Consider the following 23,998-nt stretch of genomic DNA (forward strand, 5'->3'; position numbering starts at 1 on the left):
TTCCTTCCAAAAAGACGAACTACTAACTAATTAATCAATGATACTGTGTAGGAATAGCTGTATTTTTTGCCCAACAAACGATATTGTTCATGTGGCAGACTTCCCCAGCTGTCATCGCCTCCAAGACCTCTTTGCTTGTAATCTACATGCAGGTAAACGGCTTCTTTAGAATCTAAGTTTAAATCAGTCGGATGACGCTGTTCCTTATTTTTTCCCGGATCCAAATCTTCTGTCGAAATATTCAGAGCGCTAAAACCAATTGGCTGTGCGCCGTCAATTCTTAAACCTTGTCCTGCATTGTTTTTTAAAGTCAGCCAACGCACATCTGTTTTATATCCCGATTCCTGTGGACGAATAAAATTTCTTGCATATTGATTGCTCACTTTATCTGAATATTCTCCTATAAACGCTGCCGAATTTCTATCTGAATAATTCTCCCAAGGTCCTCTTCCATAATAACGTAAATTATCAAATGATCCGTTTAGTTTCATACGCATTCCAAAACGAGGCATTTCAGGTAAATCTTTTCCTGTCATATCGATTGAAGACGTTATTTTAATTTCGCCATTATTCTGAATCAAATAATCTACTGTATACGGAACATCAGCTTGCGCTAATTTATAAGCTACTTTTATTCCTAATCCTGCTGTATTTTTTTCATCCAAAACAACACTTACAACTGTCGGATTTTTTGATGCTTCTTTCCAAATTCCTAATTTATTTGGCATACCACTTCCAAAATCATTATCTGTTGGAGCACGCCAGAAATAAGGTGTTGGGAAATTTACAATCACATTCTCTCCTTTTTTTGATGCATATGTCAGAATTTGTCCTTTTTTAAGATCAAATTCTCCTTTACTATTTTCTGTTTCAAAAGAAAGAATATTGTTTGCTTTTGAATACTTTAACTTAGACGCATTATTTGGTTTGGTATTCGATGCAAAATAATTTCCTTTTGCTATTTCAAATTGTGCTCTGGCAAATTCAAATCCTTTTGCTACTAAAGGATCATCGTATTTTGAAAAGGCAAAAACATTTAAAAAATATTCTGAATTCTCGTCAATATCGCCTAAAGAAATTGCTATTTTTTTACTTTGTTCCGGTTCTAAATCAAAACTAAATTCACCTGATTTTACTTTTGAACCGTTTTTAATCAGTTCATACTTAAAGTTATAATTGGACAGATTGGTATAATTAAAATGATTTCTGATTATTAATTCCGTTCTGGTATTTAAAAGAATTTCAATGTTTTGATATACTTTTTTCACTTCCTCTAAAGCTGGTTTTGGTGTTCTGTTTGAGAAAATAAGTCCATCTGCACAGCCATTTTCATCATTCTGAAGACCAGCACCTCCTAAATCTCCTCCATAAGCCCAGAAAACCTGTCCTTTATCGTTTTGAGTTTTGATTCCCTGATCTACCCAATCCCAAATAAAACCACCCTGCATGCGTTTACTGTTATTGATAATATCCCAATATTCCTGAAAATTACCACTGCTTTGTCCCATCGCATGCGCATATTCACACATAATGTACGGACGTGTTTTGTCAGAATTTGCATAATTTTTCATGCTTTTAATACTTGGATACATTGGAGCTACTATATCCGTATTTCTATTTTCTCCTGCCTGCTCAAACTGAACCGGACGTGTAGTATCGACTTTTTTCAGCCAATCGTAAGCATCATAAAAAACTGGTCCGTTACCACATTCATTTCCTAAAGACCAAACAATAATCGAAGGATGGTTTTTGTCAACGGCAAACATTCTTTCGATACGATCTAAATGTGCCGGTGCCCATTCCGGCAAATAAGCTGGATGTTTTTTCTGGTCAAACCAATTCTGCCATTCTGCTCCCATTGCATGACTTTCGATATTGGCTTCATCCACCACATAAAAACCATATTGATCACACATCTCATAAATATGAGGATCATGCGGATAATGACTCATTCTGATAGCATTAATGTTGTGTTCTCTCATTAACTGAAGATCCTTCAACGTCAATTTTTCATTAGGAACGTGACCATTTACATCATCGTGTTCATGAATATTAACTCCTTTTACCATAATGACTTTGCCATTTACAAGCAAACGAGCGTTCTTAATTTCAACTTTTCTAAAACCTGTTTTTTTAGAAATAATTTCTAATGTTTTGCCTTTATTGTCTAATAATGTAATGGTATATCGATACAGATTAGGCGTTTCATTGCTCCATAGTTTTACATTTTCGATTGTCTTTTCAAAATGGATATTTTGCTCTTTATCATTGACTTTTTTGCTTTCAGAATAGATTACTTTATCCTGATTGTCAAATAATTCCACCTTTACAGATGGATTTTTTATTTTATTCTTTTCAAAATATTTTAAAGTGACATCCACATTAAAAAGTCCGTTTTTATATTGATTGTCTAAATCACTTTTTACAAAATAATCCCAAACGGTCGTTTTAGGCATTGCCTGCAGATATACCTCTCTTTCTATACCGCTTAATCTCCAAAAATCCTGATCTTCCAAATAACTTCCATCATGCCAACGGATTACCTGAACAGCCAATAAATTTTCTCCTTTCTTTAAAAATGAAGTAATATTAAATTCAGCCGGAGTTTTAGATGCTTTAGTCATTCCTACTTCTTTTCCATTCAGGAATACTCTCGCATATCCTGAAATTGAAGCAAAATGAAGAATGATTTCTTTATCGTTCCATGAATCAGATACATTAAAAGTACGTCTGTAACTTCCAACCGGATTATAATCGCCATTTATAAAAGGCGGATTTTTTGGAAACGGATACGTGATATTAGTATAAATTGGAATATCATAACCTTGCAGTTCCCAGTTAGAAGGCACCTGAATGTTTTTCCAATTGGAATCATTCAAATTTGGCGCATAAAAATCCATAGGTCTTTGAGAAGGATTTTTAACAATATTGAATTTCCAATTTCCATTCAAACTCTGATACAATTCTGATTTTTGAGGATTGTTTGCTTTCAGTTCCGTTTCATTGCTGAATAACAGAAAAGAACTTCTGCCTTTTTCTTTTCCTCTGTCCAAAATCTGAGGATTTTCCCATTCATTATTCTGGGCATAATTATTTTGCAGACTCCAAAACAAAGCAAGTGCTAATACAATTTTTTTCATTTAACTACACAAAGGTTTTTAAAATTTAATACTCCAAAATTTATTTCGACCAAGGCCTATCGCTCAACATCGAAATAAAAATCAACATCACAAATTTAGATAACGACCTATAAGACAAGAGGGGCGCTACAATAAATTAGAAGGGGTATATCAGCATAAACAACCAAAAAGCGAGCTAATTAGACGATAATTTACATTATTCATAATTATTAATTCAAAAAATGTTAAACAAAAAAAATATACTTATGCTAAAAAAACATTCTTTTTAATCCAATATTAATTTTTTAAAACGGGCAGATTTTTTACTTCCAAAACTTGTACAGGTTCCGGATTTACTTTTACTAATCTTTCTCCATCTGCCTGACTTACATTTTGAGAAAAAATATGAAGCTGTTTTTTCTCTTTCCAAAGTTCTTTATCCAAATTCGGTTCCCATTGTCCGACTGTAAAACGGCTTAAATCTGTTAACTGCCATTTTTTATTTTCTAAACTGGTATAAGCCAATGTGATTTTATTATCACGTTCTTCATCTCTCAAAAGCAAATAGAGCATCGATTTATCAACCAAAATCTCAGGACGTGAAATCGGAATTCTCTTGGTTCCGCCTCCGCCTAAACTAAATGGCTTCTTATGAAAATCGGTATTGATTAAATTCCATTTTCCATCAGCCAAATACACTACTTTATATTGCGGAATACCATTATTGTCCCAATACGTAGTAATGTATGGATTTCCATTTTCATCCACAGTCATTGCTGTTTGGTTAATTAAACTGCTGTTTTGCGGTACTTCCCAAGCATGTTCAGCTGTGTTTTTTGTAATTGGTAAATTGTATTTTTCTCCTGTAGATTTTCGCCATGTTTTTCCTCCATCAGCTGAAAAGGCATAACAAATATCATGGTTTGTTGATACATCCCAGCTTTCTCTCCAAACCCATGAAATGTAAATTTCTTTCTCACCTATACACATTTGCCAATACGCACTGCGCTGGTTTTCGCCATCAATTAAATTATTTTGTAAGGATGTCCATAGCTTCGTTTTTACATCATAAGATTTCATAACCAGATTTCCTCTTCCCGAAGCTCCGGAACGATAGCAGAACAATAAATTTCCATTAGGAAGATTATGGAATTCAGGATAAGTAACTTTACTTTCATCAACTCCTGTCATTGCTTTTTCTTCGCCTAATTCTAAAGTAAACGGTTTTTTACTTCTGGCATAACGCAAACGCGTATCATGATGATCCCAGCTCACATGAAGATAACCGTCGCTGTCTATTGCAATGCTGATATCGTTGTGAGCATCTTTTACATTGCCGCTGTAAGGCGTAATTACTTTATCCCATTTGTTTGAATTTAGTTTTCGTTTTGCCAAAACCATTCTGCCTTCCGGATCGTAGTAAGCTGTATATTGATTTCCTTTAAACGAGGTCAGTGCACTATTTCTAAAAATAACCGTATTAACAGAATTGTTACTCCAGCCTAAGCCTACTTCACTTTCTGTAGTTTTTAACTGAGCATTTACATGAAATGAAAAAAACACCAGTATTAAAAACTTTATTTTACTGATTACCTTTCTATTTAATTGTTTATCTAAAGCTATTTCCATTCTCTGTTTTTTTACAAGTGTTAAGATAACACTTCAAATGTAGTAAACTTTTTAAATTTTACATATTTCTAATAAAAAACATAAAAAAATATACTTTCTTAAAAATTACAATAAATACGCCGAGATAAAGCTATTCAATAAACAAAAGAGTTAAAAAATATTGAAATACAAAATTGCTTATAAACAAGATTCCTTAAATAATTGTATTCAATCCTTAGAAGATATTAAACTAATTGAAGTTTTAATACTACCATAATTATCCTGTTCTTTAGTCTTTAATACGATTATCTAATTTAACACTCAAATATTCACCATCTAAATCAAATGTTGATTTTACTCCATTTACAAGCAAAGTATCAAGCTGTTTTGGTGCATAAAATGAAGCATTGATCAATGGTTGTCCATCGATGTTAACTGACATTGTTTTTCCCTCTAATTTTTGAATCATATTTAATTTTGATAATGAACCAAAATAAGCTTTGTTGTCACGTCGCAATGCGCTACCGTAAATTATACAAATTTCCTTAGCATCATTTGGTTTACTATTTTCATCATAAGTTACTGCAAACATATAAGCATCGGTTTCCCAGCCATCGGCCCATATCCAGGAATTGGAATGCATTAAAGTACCATCTGCTAATTGATTGATCATAATATCCGTAATCTTACCATTATTATGCACACGTATTCCTAGCCAGTCTTTGCCTTCAATTTTCTCTATTTTAGGCATTTTATCTGTTTCTTTTTCTTTTAGAACAATAGCAGTTAATCCCTTAATCTTTCTCGCCGCTACTGGAGATTTAACAGCATAATAGGTCGTTTCTCCTTTTAAATCTTCAGAAGGAGCTTTACGTTCTTCAAAACGTGAAAAGGTTGGATAGTCATGTACAAAATTGGAAGGAGTAATATATTCAGGATATATGGGACGAATAGTTAGCGCTGCTTCGTTGTTTTTTACATTAATATCTACTCCACTCTTTTTTACTTCACCTTCTAAATGCCATAGCCATTCGAAATTACCTTCTTTGTAGGTTTTTAAATCATCAACAATATAAATGATATTATCCATCCATAAAAAGTGTCTAAAATTGCGAGTGAAATTATTAGAGGTAGGACCAGTTGCATTGGCTAAAATATATTTTATGGTACCAGCATCCAACAAATTAGTAAGTTTACCATCCAGCATAGATCCTTCGTATTGCTGATTAACAGGCTGACCTTCTCCATTGAACAAGACTACATTATGTGCCTGACTTTGAAAAAAATAGTCGCGGTAAGCAGGATTTGGATACCAGCAATGACCACCATCTGCAATAAGATTTTCACCTTTATAGTACACTAAAAATGAATTAGCATCAGCATGCGAGTGATTCCAGGTATGTCCACTTTTTACAGCTAACATTGTTGCATCATGTTTCCAGTTATTTCGCAAAGTAGCCCAGCCAAAATCAGCAAATAACTGCGAGTTTTTTAGGTTTGGTTCTTTGGGAGCTTTATTAGTATCCGGATAATACAAAAATCCTAAAGGTGTATTTCTATAAAGTCCTTCTCTGTTGTTACCTGTTTCTGTTTGCTTTAAGTACCATAACATATTATCCTCTTTTTGACCTAAAGTATAGAGAAGCAGCATTACATTTTCTGCTGTAATTTCTGCCCTGCTATCACCAAAATTGAGGCTTTGTATTTTATTATCTCCCTGATAGCCGCAATACATAAAAAAATCTGGCGTATTTTTTAATTCCGGTATTTCTAATGGTTTAGTATTGGGATAGGCATTTTTCCAAGCCAACATATACACTAAAGCTTCAGATATACCAAAATTGGCGTAATTAATACTTTCGTACATTCCTCCATTTTTATCGAAACTTTTGGGTTTATTTTGAAGTTCATCACCAGCAAAAGCAAACCATTCGGGTAACTGTTCATAAAACTTTGCTGCTGCAGTAGCTGCCTGAGGTACTTCGTTTGAAATACTCAATGCTAACAATCCAGACATACTGGCACAAGATGTCCACCAATTGTGTCCCATAGAATTAAGCGAATGAATTCGGGTTGGTTCTAAAAACCAATCACCTAAACCAGGTAGGACTCCATAATTGAATAAGCCCTCAGCAATTTCTTTTCTTTCTGTTTCTGAAAGCATATTGTAAATTCCATCATAGGCAATAGCACTAATACGGCATTTATGAGAAAATCCTAAATCTGCTCGCCAAGCTGGTTTCCGCAACATCATTTCATCGGTACTACTCCATTGTTTACCTCTTATTGAATTCAATAATATTTCTTTTGTTTTTTCGGCATATTTTTTATCATTAGACATTAAATAAGCCAAAGCCAAATAATCGGTCTTCAGTAAATCATTTTTAGAAAGCGCATCATCTGCTTGTTTTTTAATGATTTTCCAAGCTTCCTTTAATCTTGGATCACTATCCGTCATTTTTTTTGCGTAGTTGACTCTTTCCGAAGTTAACAATAATGCAGGGTGCTGCATTTTTTGCGACCATAATAGATTAGAAACTATTATAAAAGCCGCTAAAAGTATTTTTTTCATATTCCAATTTTAAAAAATTGTTTGCCAATCTATATTGACGTGGTAATATTTGCAAAAATAGGCTGCTATACAAGATAACAGCCTACTAAATAACTCAGCTAACAATTAACCAAACTTTTTATCCGAGTCTTAAATGAATATTTAGTGGTAAGAAATCTATTCGTTTGAAGGTTTACCAATTGTAGCCAGTATACCTCCATCTACATAAATTACTTGTCCATTAATAAAATTGCTTGCTTCTGAGGCTAGAAATACGGCGGTACCAGCAAGATCTTCAGGCTCTCCCCAACGTCCAGCGGGTGTACGACTGATGATAAAATCATTAAATGGATGTCCATCTACGCGAATTGGAGCTGTTTGTGAAGTGGCAAAATATCCAGGGCCAATAGCATTAACCTGTACATTATACTTAGCCCATTCTGTTGCTAAACTACGAGTTAACATTTTAAGCCCTCCTTTAGCTGAGGCATAAGCACTCACGTTATCACGCCCTAGTTCGCTCATCATTGAGCAGATGTTAATAATTTTACCCGAGCGGCGCTCAACCATATTTTTAGCCACTAATTTGGACATGATAAAAGGACCAATAAGGTCTACATCAACCACTTTTCTAAAATCGGAGACAGGCATATCTAAAGCTAATACTCTTAGAATAATTCCGGCATTGTTTACCAGAATATCAATTTTACCATGATTTTTTTCAATAAGGGTCACTTGTTTCTCTGCTTCTACTTCATCGGTGACATCAAACACATAACCTGAAGCTTTAAATCCTAAATCCTTATACTGCTCGATAGCCGCATCTAAAGGTTCTTTTAGGTTATTTGTTATAATTAATTCGGCACCTGCCTGAGCCAATCCAATCGCCATAGCCATTCCTAAACCATGTGTCGCTCCTGTAATTAAAGCTGTTTTTCCTTGTAAACTAAATGAATTCATTTTCAACTTTTTTATTAGAATTTTGTATAATAGATGATTTTGCGGCTAAACTTTCTGAAAGTTCTTCGAGCGTTCTACCTTTGGTTTCAGGCATTTGAAAGAATACCCATAATAACTGCCAAACCATCATTAGACAGAAAATAGAGAACACTGTAGTTGCGCCAATTTCATTAAACAAAAAAGGGATAAAAGATGGGATCAACGCCGCCAATACCCAATGTACCGAAGTTCCAAAAGCTGTACCTGCCGCACGTAATTTATTTGGGAACAATTCTGAAATAAATACCCAAATTACTGAACCTTGTCCTACTGCGTGAGAAGCAATGAATAAAAAGAAAAACAAAGGAACTGCCATACCTTTCCACTCAAAATAGAATGCCATAGTCACTAGAGCTAAGGAAACAATATATCCAACAGACCCTAAATACATCAAAGTTTTACGACCATATTTGTCTATTAATGAAATTCCTACCAGTGTAAATACTAAGTTTACCATTCCGATTCCGATGCTGCTAAAGAAAGAAGCCGATTTTTCAAGACCTGCCAATTCAAAAATCCTCGGTGCATAATATAAAAATGCATTGATTCCGGAAAATTGATTGAATAAGGCAATAAAGAAAGCCAGCATTAACGGTTTTCTATATTTTTTCATAAAGATAGATTCGTCTACTTTTTCTTTTACTTTTTCATTAGACATAGCTTCTAATTCCAACTCTGCTTCTTCGGGAGTGTTCACTAGTAAAAGAATTTCTTTTGCTTTAGCTGTATCTTTTTTATAATCAAAAATGTAACGAGGACTTTCTGGGATGCCCAAAACCAAAAGTGTGTAAATTAATGCTGGAGCTGCTTGTACTCCCAACATCCAACGCCATGAATTTTCTCCTATATCCTGTAATAAATAATTGGAAAGAAAAGCAATCAGAATACCGAATACGATGTTAAATTGATATAGTGCCACTAACTTACCACGGTCTTTGGCCGGAGCAATTTCGGATACATAGGTTGGAGCAGCAATAGTTGAGGCGCCAATACCTAAGCCTCCAAGGAATCGGAAAACCGTAAAAACAATCGGGGAATTCGCAAAAGCCGTTCCAACTGCCGACAAAAAGAACAACACTCCAATTAAAATCAAAGTGTTTTTGCGACCTAATTTGTTGGTAGGCAATGCTCCAAAAACAGCTCCTAATACAGTCCCCCAAAGTGCAGAAGACATGACTACCAAACCATGAAACAAATCCGAAGAATTCCATAATGTCTGTAATTGTTTATCGGCTCCCGAAATGACAACGGTATCAAAGCCGAAAAGAAAACCAGCCAACGCCACAACGACCGACCAGTAAATGATTTTTTTATTTTTCATTTTAAAAAAGGCAATTAAAATTTTGGTTTTATAATTAGTTGAGTTTATAAGTAATTAATGGCTTTTGACCCTGTGCAATTTTTTTGTAGCGCAATAATGCTTCTACATAATAATAATCGGCGTAGATAATGGAATAATCAATCTCAGAACCAGCGGGTTTATGTCCTGTAGAATGTAATAAAAGTGCTGAATTATGATTTTTACTCTGATATTTTGCTGATAACTCTTTTAACATCCCCAAGGCTTTTTCATTGTATTCATTAGCCAGATTATTATCAGTTGTATAAACACCCAATTCTAATAATGCAGAGGCAACGACAGCTGCCGCTGATGCATCACGGGGTGCCTTTGGAATTGCAGGATCATCAAAGTCCCAATACGGAATTAAATCTTTTGGTAACCGATCTAAATAAACACGGGTTACTTTGTGCGCAAAATCAAGGAATTTAGGATCTTTCGTTTCGCGATATACCATCGTATAACCGTAAATTGCCCACGCCTGTCCGCGTGCCCACATACTGCTGTCACTATACCCCTGATGCGTAACTCCTTTTATTTTTTTACCTGTTTCTTTATCATAAACTACTGCGTGATAGGAAGTGTAATCGGGTCTAAAATGGTTATTCATGGTTACTGTTGCGTGGCTAACTGCCATATCGTATAATTGTTTTGATCCACCATTTTTGGAAGCCCAGAATAACAATTCCAAATTAATCATGTTATCCATAATGGTATTATGCTGAGGCCATTCCATGTTTGCTACATCGCGAGGCCACGATAAAATAGTCCCCACTTTTGGGTTAAATAAAGTTGCCAATGTATCAGCAGTTTTCAGTAATACTGATTTATACTCCGGATCTTTGGTTAAACGATACCCATTACCGTAACTACAAAATACCTGAAAACCTAAATCGTGATCTGTAGCTGGAGAAACCGAAAGCGGTTTTAAATACTCCGTATATTTATCTGCAATTTTTTTCCACTTACTGTCTGCAGTAGCCTCAAAAAGGTACCATAACTCTCCTGGCCAAAAACCACTGGTCCAATCGGTGTAATCTACCATCCGCCATTGAGTGGCATTAGGTGCTATATTTCTAGGTATTAAACCATTATCTGGAATTTGAGCTAAAGCTTTTGAAGTTTGCTTTACACAATAATTTAATTCAGCATCTACATTGAAATCATTTTCTGCTGAAGATTGAACCAACTGCCTACCACAGCTGATAAACAGCATAAATACCCCCAGTATAACTGTTACTTGTTTGTTTAGAATCATAATCTTATTACTGTAATTCATTATTTATTTAGTTCCCAATAAATAGTATATCGCTGTCTGTGTATATCAGAAATTGGTTTTAATACGTCGTTATTTCCCTTAATCTTAAACAATAAATCATTATTGTTTACTTTGGAAATATTCTTTAGTAATTCCTTAGATGAATAGTTCAGCTTGTTTGTAATCGAAACCGGAACATGATAATCGTAGGTATAATAATCATTGTATAATTTAGGATTACTAAAGGGCGCCGGCTCTATCATATCGGCAGTACCTAATTCGGCCGCCAGGACAATTGGTCCATAAGTTACTGCTACTACTTTTGGATTATCCGGAGTAGGTGTAATCTTTAATGGTAAATCAAATGCCACATCGATAGTATCTCCATTTTTCCACTTGCGATTGAGTACGATATAATTACCCGGTTTTACTGTAACTTTTTGCTGTTCACCATTTATTGAAACTTTAACGCCTTCTGTTGCCCAATTCGGATATCTAATATTTATCGGAACAGCTTCTGAACCCGCTGTATTAATGGTTAATTTGATATTATTTTGATTTGGGAAAGCCGTTTCTTGTTTAATCGTTAATCCTTTCTCTTTCCAAACTAATTGAGATGGAATGAAAAGATTGACAAACAAATCCTTCTTACCATGATAATAAATAAATTCTCCATATTTGGCCTGATTTTCAAAACCACTTCCTACACAACACCAAAAGGAATCTTCCGGTGTGCTGTATACTTTATGGGCACCTGGTTTCATAGGCAGGAAATATGCAACCATTCCTGATTGTGGATCCTGCTGTCCCAAAATGTGGTTATACAAAGCCTTTTCGTAAAAATCAACGTATTTAATTTTAGGATCATAGGCAAATAAGTGACGTGTTAGTTTCAGCATGTTATATACATTACAAGATTCGCCAGTGTATCCACTCAAATGTTCTGATTGATGATCAGGTTCAAAAAATTTTTCTTTATCACTATTACTGCCAGTAATAAAGGAATGATGATCTACTACGGTATTCCAAAAGAACTCAGATATTTCTCGATATTTATTTGTACCTTCTAATTCATAAGCCCGAGAAATACCAATCAATTTAGGAATATAGGTATTGGCATGCTTTTTATTCAGATTGTCTTCCTTATCAATCAATGGATTTAAAGCATCGTCATGATAAAAGAACTCTGCAAGGAACTTATAATTTGGATTTGCTGTAATTTGATATAAAGCATAAAAGGAGTCGTTCATACCTCCAAATTCATTACGCAGCATCGTTTTGCGTTCTTCCTGAGTAAGAGGTTTTAATTTTTGATAAGCCCAATCGGCCATTCCTTTAACCACTTCAAAAGCTTCATTACTATTGCAATACAAATACTGATCAATAAGACCTGAGAATAACTTATGTTGTGTGTACCAAGGCGCCCAAACTTTTTGTCCTTTTATAGCTCTATCAATTAAATTTTCGGGAAAAGCGCTGAGATAACTTTTTTGGTCTAGTGCTTTTTGTATTTCAGCTAAACCGGATACAATACTATCAGATTTCACTTTATATTTACTGTCGCCAGTAGAAGCATACAGTAAAGCTAAACCAGAAAGAATATGTCCTGTACTGTGGCCTCGCAACTCACAATCTAAGGATTCCCAACCACCTAATTTCTTCATGGTAAAATAACCTCCTTCATTACCACTGTATATCCCGGCATTATTACGGAAACTGTGCAACAAACGACTCGCACTAATATCCATAATCCATTTGCTCTCCCGGATCATATTATCCTTAAAAGGACTTTCTAATAATTTCACATTCTGAAGATCAAAAGCTGTTAATTGGACATTTTTAGTATCTCCAACTTTTATTTTTGATTGATGCTGGCCGGGATAATGGGACTGCGCAGATGCCGTTATAGTGGTTATCAAAGAAAATACGATATACTTTGAATGGTTTAAATACTTCATTTTATTTTAAATGTTACTTTTTATTTCTTTTAAAAGATGAAATGCTTTTATAGACTAATTTGTAAATTATAAAAATTGATTAATGTTTAAATTAATAGCTGTGTCCGCTTAGCTAAATTTGATTTAAAAACACAATCCCAATATTAGTTCGTTTTAATTTTTAGGAAGATAAATTATGGTTCAAAGAGTATAAATTATAGTTTTATTAATCTACACAAGCTATAAATGAAGGCATTAGCAGAAAGTAATTTATAAAATTAAATACAACGTGTTGAGTTTTAAATTTAAAAAAGAGGTTGTCCTAAAAATTTGGACAATCTCTTTTAATTTTTATCTCATTTTGTTTTAATAGCTCCAGCGGAGCTTAATATTAATAGAAAAGAAAAGACGTTAAAACATGAAGCTCCGGCGGAGCGACATACATGAAACTTTATAAAAATATGTCGCTCCGCTGGAGCTTTATTCTAGGTGGTAAATAAAATTGCTATAAATATTTCGCTTCTCTGAAGCGTATTTTTTTGTCTAATACTTTTTGGACAGCCTCTTTCTAGTTTACCTAGTTAATGGATAATTTATTTTTTAAGCAATTCACTAATTATAATCGCGACTCCTCCACTCGCTTTTAAATTAAAAGAAAGTGTTTCTCCTCCTTTTATGATTTGTTCTTTAACCGCTACTTTCGTTCGCGTTTGAATTGTATCATCATCCTGAAACGTTTTGATAGTGTATTTTTTTCCTTTAGTTAAAAAAGCGGTCGGAATTGTAATTTGACGTGATTGATTGTTTGTAATTGCTCCAATAAACCAATCATTTCCTTTTTTACGAGCTACTGTAATAAACTCTCCTACTTCACCATTAATGACCTTTGTTTCATCCCATACTGTATGGACTTTATCAAAGAATTCTATTTCTGGTTCGCCTTGGTAAAATGCAGGCTGATCGTACCAATAAAAGAATTGGATTGGACTATAATACACCACGGACAAAGCCAACTGATGGGCATGAGTATTTTTAATACGATTGTTGTAATAAGCAATCGTATAATCAGCTGGGCCTGCTAAAAAACGAGTAAAAGGTAAAATAGTATTGTGATTAGCATCCGGCATTTCTTCGTTACCACCAATCCCTTCTTGTGTCATTAAATTAGGATAAGTACGACTGAATCCTGTAGGACGATATTCATCATGTATGTCTACCATCATTTCATACTCGGCACATTTTTTAATTGCTTCATGAAGCCAGGTCGACCAACGCTGATTTCCAACTTGTACAAATCCGAATTTAATACCTTTAATTCCCCATTTTTTATATAATGGTAAAATACTATCGAGCTGTTGCACTAAAGCTCTTTGATTCACATATACCCAAACTCCTATCCCTTTTGACGAAGCATAAGCCGTTAACTCTGGCATATTGAAATCTTTAGTTTCTGAAACCGTAGTAGCATCAGAACTCATTTTCATTTCCGGACCATACCAACCCGCGTCTAAATGAATGTACTGTAAACCTCTCTCTACTGCAAAATCAACACATTTTTTAGCATCGGTCTGAGTTAGTTTTGCAACACGAATTACTTTACCTGGTTTGATAAAAGCTGTATTTTTTATTTGATTTTCCGGGTTTAGATTCAGTATGATGTCATTATTTGTAATTAAATCTATTGCTTTGTCAGCGACCATGATGACACGCCAAGGCGTTGCATAAGCCGGAATTACATCAACACTTCCATACAAAGCGGCCTGAATTGCATTGGGTTTCGTTGAATTTAAAATCAATTTCATTCGAGAATAATCCACCATCTGCGCTTCTGTAATAGCAACGGTGAGTTTGTTGGATAATTTCATGGTTAAAGGACGTTCACTTTGCCCATTCCAGTTTTTAAGAGGCAGTAAATCATAAGGTCCTTGTGCCCAAGGTTCGTAATAAGCCAAAGTACCTTCGGGCATTGTAAACTGCGTTTGCTCTCCAACAATATGCAGAAAAAGACCGTTGGTAGGTTCAGGAAAATAATAACGAAATGCTACACCTTGATTGTAAGCACGAATTACAACATTCATAAAATAACTTTTATTCTTATCGTAACCGTCTGTCAAATTTTTGGAAGTTTCTTGTCCTTTACGAAATGTAAGCGTCAATTCATTATAATGGTCTGTAATCAAAGTCTTCTCTCCATAAAGCGGTTTCCAGGTTTGGTTTACGGTATTTTTAAATACTCCCTTAAAATTAAGATTCTCTCCCCATACTTTACAAGTATCATTCGGTATCCCTAAAGCCGATTCGAAAGTTTGATTTTCAATCAATACCCCTAATTCTGATTCTAAGACTACAGGTTTTCCTTTATAAGAAAGAGAATAATACATTTGTTTCTTACTTGCTGTAAGTTCTTTTTGGTAAAAAGTAAACTCATAATTACCATCAGGCGAATTTAACTTTTGCAGTGTTTCATTTATAATTGTTTGTGCAAAGACTCCTATCTGTATAAAGAATGTTAAGAGCATTAAACTATATTTTTGATGTATGATTTTCATAATTATTCTTTTTTAATAAAAAAATGATTTTCTACTGGTGTCGCTGATTGTAAGTCTATTTGATTTCCATATTGCCAAGCCACTACTGTAACTTTTATTGGAAACTTCGATTTAGGTGGTATTTTCGAAAAATACAAAGTGTTTTCCCTGATGAAAGCCGGGCCTTCTTTAACATAAAATTGCACCGTTGTATTTTGGTCGGAAACAGCTTTTAATGGCACTTTTTTTACTTTTGCAGTAACATCTTTCAGCGCATCAAACTGAATCGTTTGTTGTCTGCCGGATTTGTTAAAAAGTGGAAATTTTATGTTTACTTGCTGTACTGCACTTTTGTACTTCTTATCACCTTCATTATGTCCTAACAACCAAATATCACAACTTCGCTTTGTATTATTAAAACCCAGCTTATCAAAACTAATTTGAAAGGTTGAATCGTTTACCTTTTTAACTGGTCCGCAAATTCTATCCAATTGGAGTTTTGTAACGGCATGCAATGGAGCAAGTTTAGTATGAGTAGAATCGGAAAAAAAAGCACTTAAATTAAAAGTTATTCCATCTGCTTTAGGTACAAATTTGGGCTGAAAATTAGCATGATTCTTTACTGATTCTACAATTTTACCGTTTTGCTTAAACCCAATAAATTGTTGCTTTTTCCCTCTCGCTCTGGTATAAAATGATTCAGTAGCCATTGCCATTTTTTTATCAAAAACCCAGGAACTAGTTGCGCGGTTACCATTGAATTTATCAAAAGAAGCAGGAACAGTCTGGGGAATCGAATCTTTTCGCCATTTATCCATCAACCAGCCCGAACTTGGCTCTACTTCTTTTAATGTAGTAAAGCCACTAATTTTTGATTTTGAAGGGAGTCTATGAATAGCTGCCGCTTTTATATAGTCTGCCATATATTTTACCAACTCATCCGAATAATCAAAATGACCATGTCCTGCATCAGCAAATAGTGTAATCACACTCTTGGGATGCTTAGCTATGTATTTATATGCGGGCTGAATTCTGGCTTCCCACCATTCGTATTCTCCCATAATAAATAAAGCTGGAATACCATCTATATTTCGATTGCCCCAATCCGGATTAGGCTTACTGCTCCCTGTTAAAGTACTTTGGGGCGCATCGCCATGAATTGAAACTAAAGCTAAGGTACGCTGCGGATTAAATGCGGCATAATTCCATGGAAAACTTGCCATCGCAGAATGTCCAATTGGCACAATTGGTGCATGAGCCAACTCCTTATAACCTGAAATCTCTGCTAATGATTCGAAAATACTTTCGACTATTTTATCTTCATTTTTAGCAGTATCATAAGTCCAACTTACAACAGGAGTTACCCAAACCTCCGCAAAACCCAATTCGGCTAATACTTTTCTGAAATATGTGTGTTCGAGGATTCCTTCTTCAACCATATTATGCTGCCCAAAAACAATCCCTTTTACCTGTTTGCAATTTTCGGGAATCCATAAAAAAGCCTGCGGATGGTCATTTGTTTCTGCTGAAATAGTGGTATTTACTTTTACACTCCATTGCCATACCTGACTATAACCACTTAAATTTAAAAAGCTTATAAAAATTAGTAATCTGAATTTAGTGCTCATTCTTCTTTAATTTTCAATTTTATCAGCATCATCACTTCACTTTTACCATTTACCTTTACCATTCATGGTTTGAGTTTCGGTATTCGTTAACTGCGGTAGGGTCGATTTAATTTCAAGATTTTTAGCATCATCATTTTTTATGATGAAACTGTGCTGTAAATCATTAATTAATACAATATTTTCTGTTGGCATTGGTAAAATAGGAGAACTCATTTCTGCGTGAGCCGGCATCCCAAATCCTAACATTATAGGTAAACTTGGCATTGCTGTTTGAGTATCATTTGCATACAGTTTTACCCGATGGTTTTTCCCTGCAATAGTCGCGATAGTGTGTACCAATGATTTTGGCATGCCTGGAACTAATTCTAATTCTACATCAGCACCTACCGTATTTTCTCTAAGATATAACAATGGTCCAAATTGCATGTCTGCCCTGCAATCACGAACTACTACGTTAGATCCTATTAAAAAACCTCTTTCAGTTCCAAAAGCCTGACAGCCTTGCAATAGCGTTTGATTTTTAGCATCATCTGTCCCACCAATTTCAAAACCGGAACGGGTATTTTTGGAAGTGCAATTACGAAGTGTTACTTTGCCTACTCCGCCATACGTACGAAACCCGTCTTCACAAAGTGCTTTTGTATATCCCGGACTAATCATATAACGACCGTCGCGATTTTGATATACACTTTGGTATTTTAATTTTTCGGCTAAACCACCCGACTCTGCCAATATATCGTTGGTTGTACGCATTTCTCCTTCAGCATAACAATCTTCCAAAACCACATTGTCGGTAACATGTCCTTGTGTTTGGATATAAAAACAGTGTCCAAACGCACGGCTAAAAACTTTGCATCGTTTAATTGTATTGTTTTTACCTGCAATCATAATCCCACTTTGTTTCTGCAGACTGGTCAAATTTGGACCTCCTTTTCCAAACAAATCTCCATATCCATAAGTTGAACCGCTTACATACAATTTGACATCTTCCAATAAGGTATTGTCTCCAAAAATTGAAAGTATATTGCCATTACTTCCTATGTTTTTAGGTCCTGTATTTTTAATGGTTAATCCTTTTATGGCATTACCATTTCCATCAATAAAAATACAGCGAGTATAGCCGTAAGGTAAAATTTTATATAATTCGGTATTGATTTCGAAGGTAACTCCCGTAAAATCAAAGGTGTTGTTATTGCCTTTAAAGCGTAAAAACCAACGAGGAGGACGCTTTTGCTGTCCTGTTGCTTCCGGAAATTCTGATAACAATTTAGTTATCCTGTCTTTCGTTAAATAATCTGCAAGTGAATAGACTCCCGGTTTCATCTGAATATTTTGACCGTTCTCTTTGGCAGACTGTTCTAAGGCTTCGAGTGTTTCAACTTGTTTTACCTTATTTTCGGCTTCTGCCGTAACAGCAGTAAATACTAATATTATTGTCGTTAAAAGTGATTTGAAATTCCTCATTGTATTTCTATCTTTTTTGAATTTTAGCAAGTATAATAACCCGCTATATCCTTTTGTTATTTATTTTGTCATTCTGAACCAATCAAAATCGGCATAACCGCCCATACGAACATTATTTAAACTTGTCGCAAAGATTCCAATTTTAGCCGCTATCCATAAGTCTTTATGCGCTTTTGCCGGTTTGCCAATTTCAATAAAATCAATTCCATTTTCACTATAGCTAAATTGACAATTAGCTTCAGGTGCTGTTACTTTCATTCGCAGTTGCACTTCATTCGAAAGTAACGTTTTTTCTTCTATAACTTTCTCTTGTTCACCATTTATCGCATTCTCTGCAATAACCTGCTGCACCCAATATTTATCATCGTGGAAAGCAATAGCCACATAAGAATAAGACTGTCCCATAAGTAACAATCCTGCTTTTTTACCCGCCGCATTCCATTCTGTGGTCAACTTTACTTTGGTTGTTGCTGTAAAATTTGGCGCTGGCAATTTTTGTAAAAGTAAGTTAGGTACATTCCATAAATTGGGCTCATTCTTCAAGCTCATTGCAAACATTCGCAAGTAATTGGTTTCTGGAATCTGTGCATTCCATTTGACAGAACCGTTCGCATACCATTGCCATTGCAAACCTGGCTTACCATCATTGAACTCATCACTTTCTGCCGGATTCATTATAGTTGATTGTAATTTAGAAAAAGGCTTACTATAACTTGCTACAGGTTCACCAATACCATTACCATCAAAGTCTTTCCCCATTACAGGCCAATTGTCTTTCCAGCTCATAGGCTGTAAATGTAAAACCCTGCCATAAACTCCTTGATCTTGAAAATGTAAAAACCATGAATTGCCATCAGGACTCGTAACCCAGGCTCCTTGATGAGGGCCATTTATTTTTGTACTTCCCTGCTCCAGAACCACCTTATCTTCATAAGGCCCATAAATGTTTTTGGAACGCATTGCAACCTGCCAACCGTTTTCAACACCTCCTGCCGGTGCCAAAATATAATAGTATCCTTCTTTTTTATACAATTTGGGGCCTTCCATCGTATGGTGTTTATCGTGACCATCGAACACATTTTTACCCTCATCAATAACCTTAGTTCCTTCTGAATTCATTTTATTAATAGTCAACAGACTATTGATACCTGCGCGACTACCTGCCCAGGCATGTATTAAATAAGCATTGTCATTTTCCCATAATGGACAAGGGTCAATAATTCCTTTGCCCTCCATAACCAAAATAGGTTCGCCCCATTTTCCGTAAATATCTTTGGTTTTGACCATATAAACACCATAATCAGGATCTCCCCAATAAATGTAAAATTCATTTTTATGAAAACGAATTGCCGGAGCCCAAACCCCTTTACTGTGTTGCGGTATATTAAATACTTCTTCAGGCACTTGTTTTTGCAATGCAAAATTGATGATCTCCCAATTGACTAAATCAGTAGAATGCAAAATAGGCAGACCAGGCGTACAATTAAAACTACTGGCCGTCATATAATAATGGTTTCCTACCCGAATCACATCCGGATCGGAATAATCGGCGTATAAAATGGGATTGGTATAAGTACCATCTCCTTTATCAGATTGCCAAACCTGAGAAACATACGTTTTTTGATTTTGTATTGCATTCTCCTTTTGAGCATCCGCTTTTACGACGAAAAGAAACATCAATAAAAAAGTACTGTATTTTAAATTTTGCATTGTAATGATCTAAGGTATTTGTAATTAATTCGCCGTTACCTGCAAAGGATTTTGAATTATTTCAGCTTGTTTGTTAAGCATCTCATCCCATTGCGTAACCTCACTTACCTGTTTACTTCCTGTCCAGACAAAACCGGCATAAAAAGTGATTTTTTGCGATGGATTGGTGACAATTAACAAATTACTTTGGTCAGGGGTTGTTGAGTTATTAGCAAAGGCCTGAGTAACTAATTCCGGATTCAGTACAATTCCTTCGCCTAAAAAAGTTTTATCAATAGGTTCCCAATGACGGAACCATCCCTTTGTTTTGTTGATATTAATTTCACCTTTTTTATCATGCAGTGTAATTCCAATTGTATAATTTGGGAACTGCTCTTTAGCTTTTAAAATAATATCAAATTTTGAAAAATTACTCCCCAAATCCAATGAGATACGTTTGGTTTCCTTAATTTGATATTGACTCCAAGGAGCATAATCTAATTCGAAAATAGTGCGCAGCGGTCCTTTGGCTATTGTTTTATAGCCAATATAATTTTTACCTACTTGTAAACTATCGTTAACCCAAACTCCTGCTCCACCTGTACCACGACTAGCGCCTACGTGGTAAGGGTCATATCCTTCTCCATGATCGATGTGATAATAACCTGCTTCTTTCACATTTTTAGCATACCAATCATCAATGATAGAATAATCTACTTTTTTAAGCCAAAGATCGATTCCACTTGAAAGCGTACCTCCTTCTTTGCCTTCTTCAACTAACTGCTGTGCTACAGGCCCATAAGCTCTGAAAGCTACTCTATTATTTTCCCAGGCATAATCGTCAATACGTTCCGGGACGAACCGGGAATAGGCTACCGCCTTTGATTGTGATTCTTTTACGGTATCAATCATTAACACAAAATCTGCCACGCTTTTTGCTTGTACCTTAGCCTGAAAAAGCAATTCATCTCCTTTACCATCTTTATCGTAATCAATCCACTGGGTAGTTAGAAACTTATCTGTTCCTTTTAATTTGACACGAACATTTTTTTCTGAATTGTTCTTTAATATTTTTTCAATCTGACTACGCTTTACTGTAACAATTTCTTTTCTGTCAAAATTCAAACTGTTACTGACTTTTATTTCCATTTCATCCGATTTATTTGTGGAAATACAAGCTGTGAAGAAGATAACTGTAAAGCAACAGTTCAATATTAGTTTTAATTGATTACGTATTTTCATATTTTAAATGATTACTTTTTTAATTTAAATGAAAGTTCTTCAACATGTTCGCCTACAAAAAAGCCAGCCATATCTGCTGTTTTATACCATTTAGGTTTTTCCTGCATATCATCATATATTAAAACACCATTTATTTTAAGATTTTCAAATACTATATTTTTTATTTTGCGCTCTTCATTATAACCTGCAATAATTGAAGTGCCGGCATTTTTTCCTACGTAATCAATATTTCGAAAAACGACATTTTCGATACCCCTACCAGGAGCTGTACAATATTTCGTATTATAAAAAACCCGAAGATTTAATAACTGTCCTTCTCTAAAATCTTCAACTCTGATATTTTCAAAAAGAACATTTTTAGCCGTATTATTATCCCCAACATTGATGGTTAAACAGCCCTGATAATCTTGCTGTTTTTCTTTGTGATCCAGAATATCAATATTGCTATAAGTTAGATTTTCAAGTAGTTCCGGATTGTTACTGTTTCCATGTGTTCCAATCAAAATAGGATGACCTACATCTGCCCACAGCGTGCTGTTTTTCATGGTAATATTTTTACAGCCTCCTTTGAAATCTTTTCGGGTGCCATATACAGTTGTACAATCGTCCGATGAACGAATGAAAACCTTATCAAATTGTACATTATTGCTAGCCATAACATTCATTCCATCACCCCAGCCAAAAAAACTGATTGTTTTTACATTTTCAATATTCACCTGATCAGATCCTCCTGTTAAACATTGTGAAGCAAAAATACCTTCTACTTTAATATTCTTAGAGTTTGCAATATGGATACCCAGCTTTATTTCCTGATCTACCATACCACGGCCACAAATAGTAACATTGGACACACTATCTAAACGTATTTCTCCTTTAAGGATAGCTCCTCCAGCCAGATAGATTATTTTATTGGACTGAACATTTAATTTTTGATTTGGAATTTCGTGAACTCCTGGACCAAAGTAAATTACATTGGAATCATTCGGTTTGGGAGGGTTTACCTCTAGTGGATTGGCAAAAAGATGCAAATTGTGGAAAATATCATTATTGATTTCAATAGATAAATTAGCTGGATTATTCAGAACAAAATTCATCACATTTCCTTTTACTTTTGAGGGTATAGTAAGGGCTAAGGGCCTAATTCTAGATTGATTCATTTTAGCTTTTACAGCTGTTACCTGAACTTCAACAGTTCCAGAAAAATCAAAAGAAGCCAATGCCGCAGTTTGCACCGAATGTCCCGTACCAACCACTTGATCTACTTTTATATTGTATACAAAAACATCCTGCCATTTTCCTCCCGACTTTCTAACTTTTACAATGAAATCTGAATTTTTGTTTATTTTATCAGGCGCAGGATACACCACTAAGCTGTCTTTAGTGATAGCAAATAATTTTACTGCAACCAAAAAGAAAAAAAGTGTTAATCTTATTTTATGTCTTAAAATGTGGCTCATTTAATTATATTTGAAATTTTTGGGATTAATGTAATGATGTCTTTTTGTATACTTCGCGCACCATAATAGGCAAAACAGGACTACTGTAAAAAGCCGAAAAGCCAGCTTTATTTGCTTCAACCACATTAACATGGGTTATAAAGAAACCGTAGGTATTTGTTCTCTTATCAATCCAAGGATAAGCACCAGCCCAACTGGGACTGCTAATTAAAATTACGTTGCCTTTCTCATCAAGCTCTTCCCGCCACTCTCCTAATCCGTAAATGCTTTTATGTTTTTTAGACCTAACACGCTCTACATATTCTTTATGACCAATTAAAGCGCCTTTGACTTGATCTGCCTGCATTTCTGTTATGGATAACTTACTTAGTATTTGTCTGTCTTGAAATTTACCCTCATGAGCAATCATATCTAAAAAGTGCATATAATCTGCAAGTGTACTTCGAGCACCTCCACCCAGCATAGGACTATGACCTCCTTCATCGTTTACCGGAACAAAATGGGTGTTTTTCATTCCCAGTGGAACAGCAATATTTTCTAGAAAAAGACTTTCAAAATCTTTACCTGTTGCTAACTCTGCCATTCTGCCCGCTACCTGCATCGCCAGTCCACCGTAACTAAACTGCTCACCCGGCTTGGCTTTCGCTGATAAATTGACAATATGTTTAACCGATTCCTTCAAAGTTTGGTAATTATCTATAACAGAATCTTTAGGTTGATAATCAGGAAAACCCGATGTATGAGAAAAAAGCTGTCTTAAAGTAGCTTCGCCTTTACTATCTTTAAATTCAGGCAGCCATTTATTGACTTTATCCTCCCATGAAAGATTTGTTTTTTCGACAACTGAGGCAATGGTAGCTGCTGCTAGCCATTTACCCGCCGAGGCGATAAAAACCTTAGTTTCTTCTGTGTAATTTCCATAGCATTTTTTAAATACAATATTGTCGTTTTTCACAATCATAATTGCAGCGCCTGAATAATAACTACTAGCAATCCACGCTTGAATTTTTCTATCTAAAAGAGAAAAATCATATCTGTACGTAGTTTTTCTCTCAAGGTTGTTTTGAGCTATTGCATTCAAATTACTTACTGCTATAAGAAAGCTTACTCCAACTATATATCTTTTTTTTAAACCTACAAGAACTGGCATCTATAATATTCGATTTATACTTAATACTA

At 35.0% G+C, this 23,998-nt stretch carries 14 protein-coding genes; all 14 read right to left on the minus strand.

The genetic code is table 11. From position 1 onward, the window contains the following. Positions 1-26: 26 nt before the first annotated feature. On the minus strand, positions 27-3,140 hold the full coding sequence (locus HYN56_RS19345) for a glycoside hydrolase family 2 TIM barrel-domain containing protein (RefSeq protein ID WP_109193684.1): 3,114 nt from the start codon (positions 3,138-3,140) through the stop codon (positions 27-29). A 276-nt stretch (positions 3,141-3,416) separates the two neighbouring features. Then, the gene (locus HYN56_RS19350; protein WP_109193685.1) at positions 3,417-4,748 is read right to left on the minus strand and encodes a BNR repeat-containing protein; all 1,332 of its coding nucleotides are present in this window, start codon (positions 4,746-4,748) and stop codon (positions 3,417-3,419) included. Positions 4,749-5,016: 268 nt separating this feature from the next. After that, complete coding sequence (locus tag HYN56_RS19355; RefSeq protein ID WP_109193686.1) at positions 5,017-7,299, minus strand: heparinase II/III domain-containing protein; 2,283 nt, start codon at positions 7,297-7,299, stop codon at positions 5,017-5,019. A gap of 156 nt (positions 7,300-7,455) precedes the next feature. Continuing rightward, entirely contained in the window at positions 7,456-8,238 is a 783-nt protein-coding gene (locus HYN56_RS19360) for a gluconate 5-dehydrogenase (RefSeq protein WP_205727632.1), read from the minus strand. Continuing rightward, on the minus strand, positions 8,225-9,598 hold the full coding sequence (locus HYN56_RS19365; protein WP_109193688.1) for a sugar porter family MFS transporter: 1,374 nt from the start codon (positions 9,596-9,598) through the stop codon (positions 8,225-8,227). Before HYN56_RS19365 ends, HYN56_RS19360 begins: the two co-directional genes overlap by 14 nt. A gap of 34 nt (positions 9,599-9,632) precedes the next feature. After that, positions 9,633-10,895: a glycoside hydrolase family 88 protein gene (locus tag HYN56_RS19370; RefSeq protein ID WP_240622593.1), complete on the minus strand. Its 1,263-nt coding sequence runs from the start codon at positions 10,893-10,895 to the stop codon at positions 9,633-9,635. Next, positions 10,895-12,832, minus strand: a complete 1,938-nt coding sequence (locus tag HYN56_RS19375) for a glycoside hydrolase family 127 protein (RefSeq protein WP_109193689.1) — start codon at positions 12,830-12,832, stop codon at positions 10,895-10,897. Before HYN56_RS19375 ends, HYN56_RS19370 begins: the two co-directional genes overlap by 1 nt. A 572-nt stretch (positions 12,833-13,404) precedes the next feature. Then, positions 13,405-15,360, minus strand: coding sequence for a glycoside hydrolase family 97 protein (locus HYN56_RS19380; RefSeq protein WP_109193690.1), 1,956 nt, complete (start codon positions 15,358-15,360; stop codon positions 13,405-13,407). Between the two features lie 2 nt (positions 15,361-15,362). Further along, complete coding sequence (locus HYN56_RS19385; protein ID WP_109193691.1) at positions 15,363-16,967, minus strand: alpha/beta fold hydrolase; 1,605 nt, start codon at positions 16,965-16,967, stop codon at positions 15,363-15,365. Between the two features lie 42 nt (positions 16,968-17,009). Then, entirely contained in the window at positions 17,010-18,431 is a 1,422-nt protein-coding gene (locus HYN56_RS19390; RefSeq protein WP_109193692.1) for a right-handed parallel beta-helix repeat-containing protein, read from the minus strand. A gap of 60 nt (positions 18,432-18,491) precedes the next feature. Next, the gene (locus tag HYN56_RS19395) at positions 18,492-20,141 is read right to left on the minus strand and encodes a glycoside hydrolase family 43 protein (RefSeq protein WP_109193693.1); all 1,650 of its coding nucleotides are present in this window, start codon (positions 20,139-20,141) and stop codon (positions 18,492-18,494) included. A gap of 24 nt (positions 20,142-20,165) precedes the next feature. After that, positions 20,166-21,269: a DUF4861 family protein gene (locus HYN56_RS19400; RefSeq protein WP_240622594.1), complete on the minus strand. Its 1,104-nt coding sequence runs from the start codon at positions 21,267-21,269 to the stop codon at positions 20,166-20,168. 104 nt (positions 21,270-21,373) lie between these two features. Beyond that, positions 21,374-22,819, minus strand: coding sequence for a glycosyl hydrolase family 28 protein (locus HYN56_RS19405; RefSeq protein ID WP_109193695.1), 1,446 nt, complete (start codon positions 22,817-22,819; stop codon positions 21,374-21,376). A 25-nt stretch (positions 22,820-22,844) separates the two neighbouring features. Then, on the minus strand, positions 22,845-23,969 hold the full coding sequence (locus HYN56_RS19410; RefSeq protein ID WP_109193696.1) for a serine hydrolase domain-containing protein: 1,125 nt from the start codon (positions 23,967-23,969) through the stop codon (positions 22,845-22,847). Between the last annotated feature and the right edge of the window lie 29 nt (positions 23,970-23,998).

Origin of the sequence: Flavobacterium crocinum (assembly GCF_003122385.1) — a bacterium.
Lineage (GTDB): Bacteria > Bacteroidota > Bacteroidia > Flavobacteriales > Flavobacteriaceae > Flavobacterium > Flavobacterium crocinum.

What these genes read in the sequence shown, in the direction of transcription:
- HYN56_RS19400 (WP_240622594.1), bottom strand. Translation starts at nt 21,269, where the DNA reads ATGGAAATAAAAGTCAGTAACAGTTTGAATTTTGACAGAAAAGAAATT.
- HYN56_RS19350 (WP_109193685.1), bottom strand. Translation starts at nt 4,748, where the DNA reads ATGGAAATAGCTTTAGATAAACAATTAAATAGAAAGGTAATCAGTAAA.
- HYN56_RS19370 (WP_240622593.1), bottom strand. Translation starts at nt 10,895, where the DNA reads ATGAATTACAGTAATAAGATTATGATTCTAAACAAACAAGTAACAGTT.
- HYN56_RS19405 (WP_109193695.1), bottom strand. Translation starts at nt 22,819, where the DNA reads ATGAGCCACATTTTAAGACATAAAATAAGATTAACACTTTTTTTCTTT.
- HYN56_RS19345 (WP_109193684.1), bottom strand. Translation starts at nt 3,140, where the DNA reads ATGAAAAAAATTGTATTAGCACTTGCTTTGTTTTGGAGTCTGCAAAAT.
- HYN56_RS19375 (WP_109193689.1), bottom strand. Translation starts at nt 12,832, where the DNA reads ATGAAGTATTTAAACCATTCAAAGTATATCGTATTTTCTTTGATAACC.
- HYN56_RS19390 (WP_109193692.1), bottom strand. Translation starts at nt 18,431, where the DNA reads ATGAGGAATTTCAAATCACTTTTAACGACAATAATATTAGTATTTACT.
- HYN56_RS19380 (WP_109193690.1), bottom strand. Translation starts at nt 15,360, where the DNA reads ATGAAAATCATACATCAAAAATATAGTTTAATGCTCTTAACATTCTTT.
- HYN56_RS19410 (WP_109193696.1), bottom strand. Translation starts at nt 23,969, where the DNA reads ATGCCAGTTCTTGTAGGTTTAAAAAAAAGATATATAGTTGGAGTAAGC.
- HYN56_RS19365 (WP_109193688.1), bottom strand. Translation starts at nt 9,598, where the DNA reads ATGAAAAATAAAAAAATCATTTACTGGTCGGTCGTTGTGGCGTTGGCT.
- HYN56_RS19360 (WP_205727632.1), bottom strand. Translation starts at nt 8,238, where the DNA reads ATGAATTCATTTAGTTTACAAGGAAAAACAGCTTTAATTACAGGAGCG.
- HYN56_RS19355 (WP_109193686.1), bottom strand. Translation starts at nt 7,299, where the DNA reads ATGAAAAAAATACTTTTAGCGGCTTTTATAATAGTTTCTAATCTATTA.
- HYN56_RS19395 (WP_109193693.1), bottom strand. Translation starts at nt 20,141, where the DNA reads ATGCAAAATTTAAAATACAGTACTTTTTTATTGATGTTTCTTTTCGTC.
- HYN56_RS19385 (WP_109193691.1), bottom strand. Translation starts at nt 16,967, where the DNA reads ATGAGCACTAAATTCAGATTACTAATTTTTATAAGCTTTTTAAATTTA.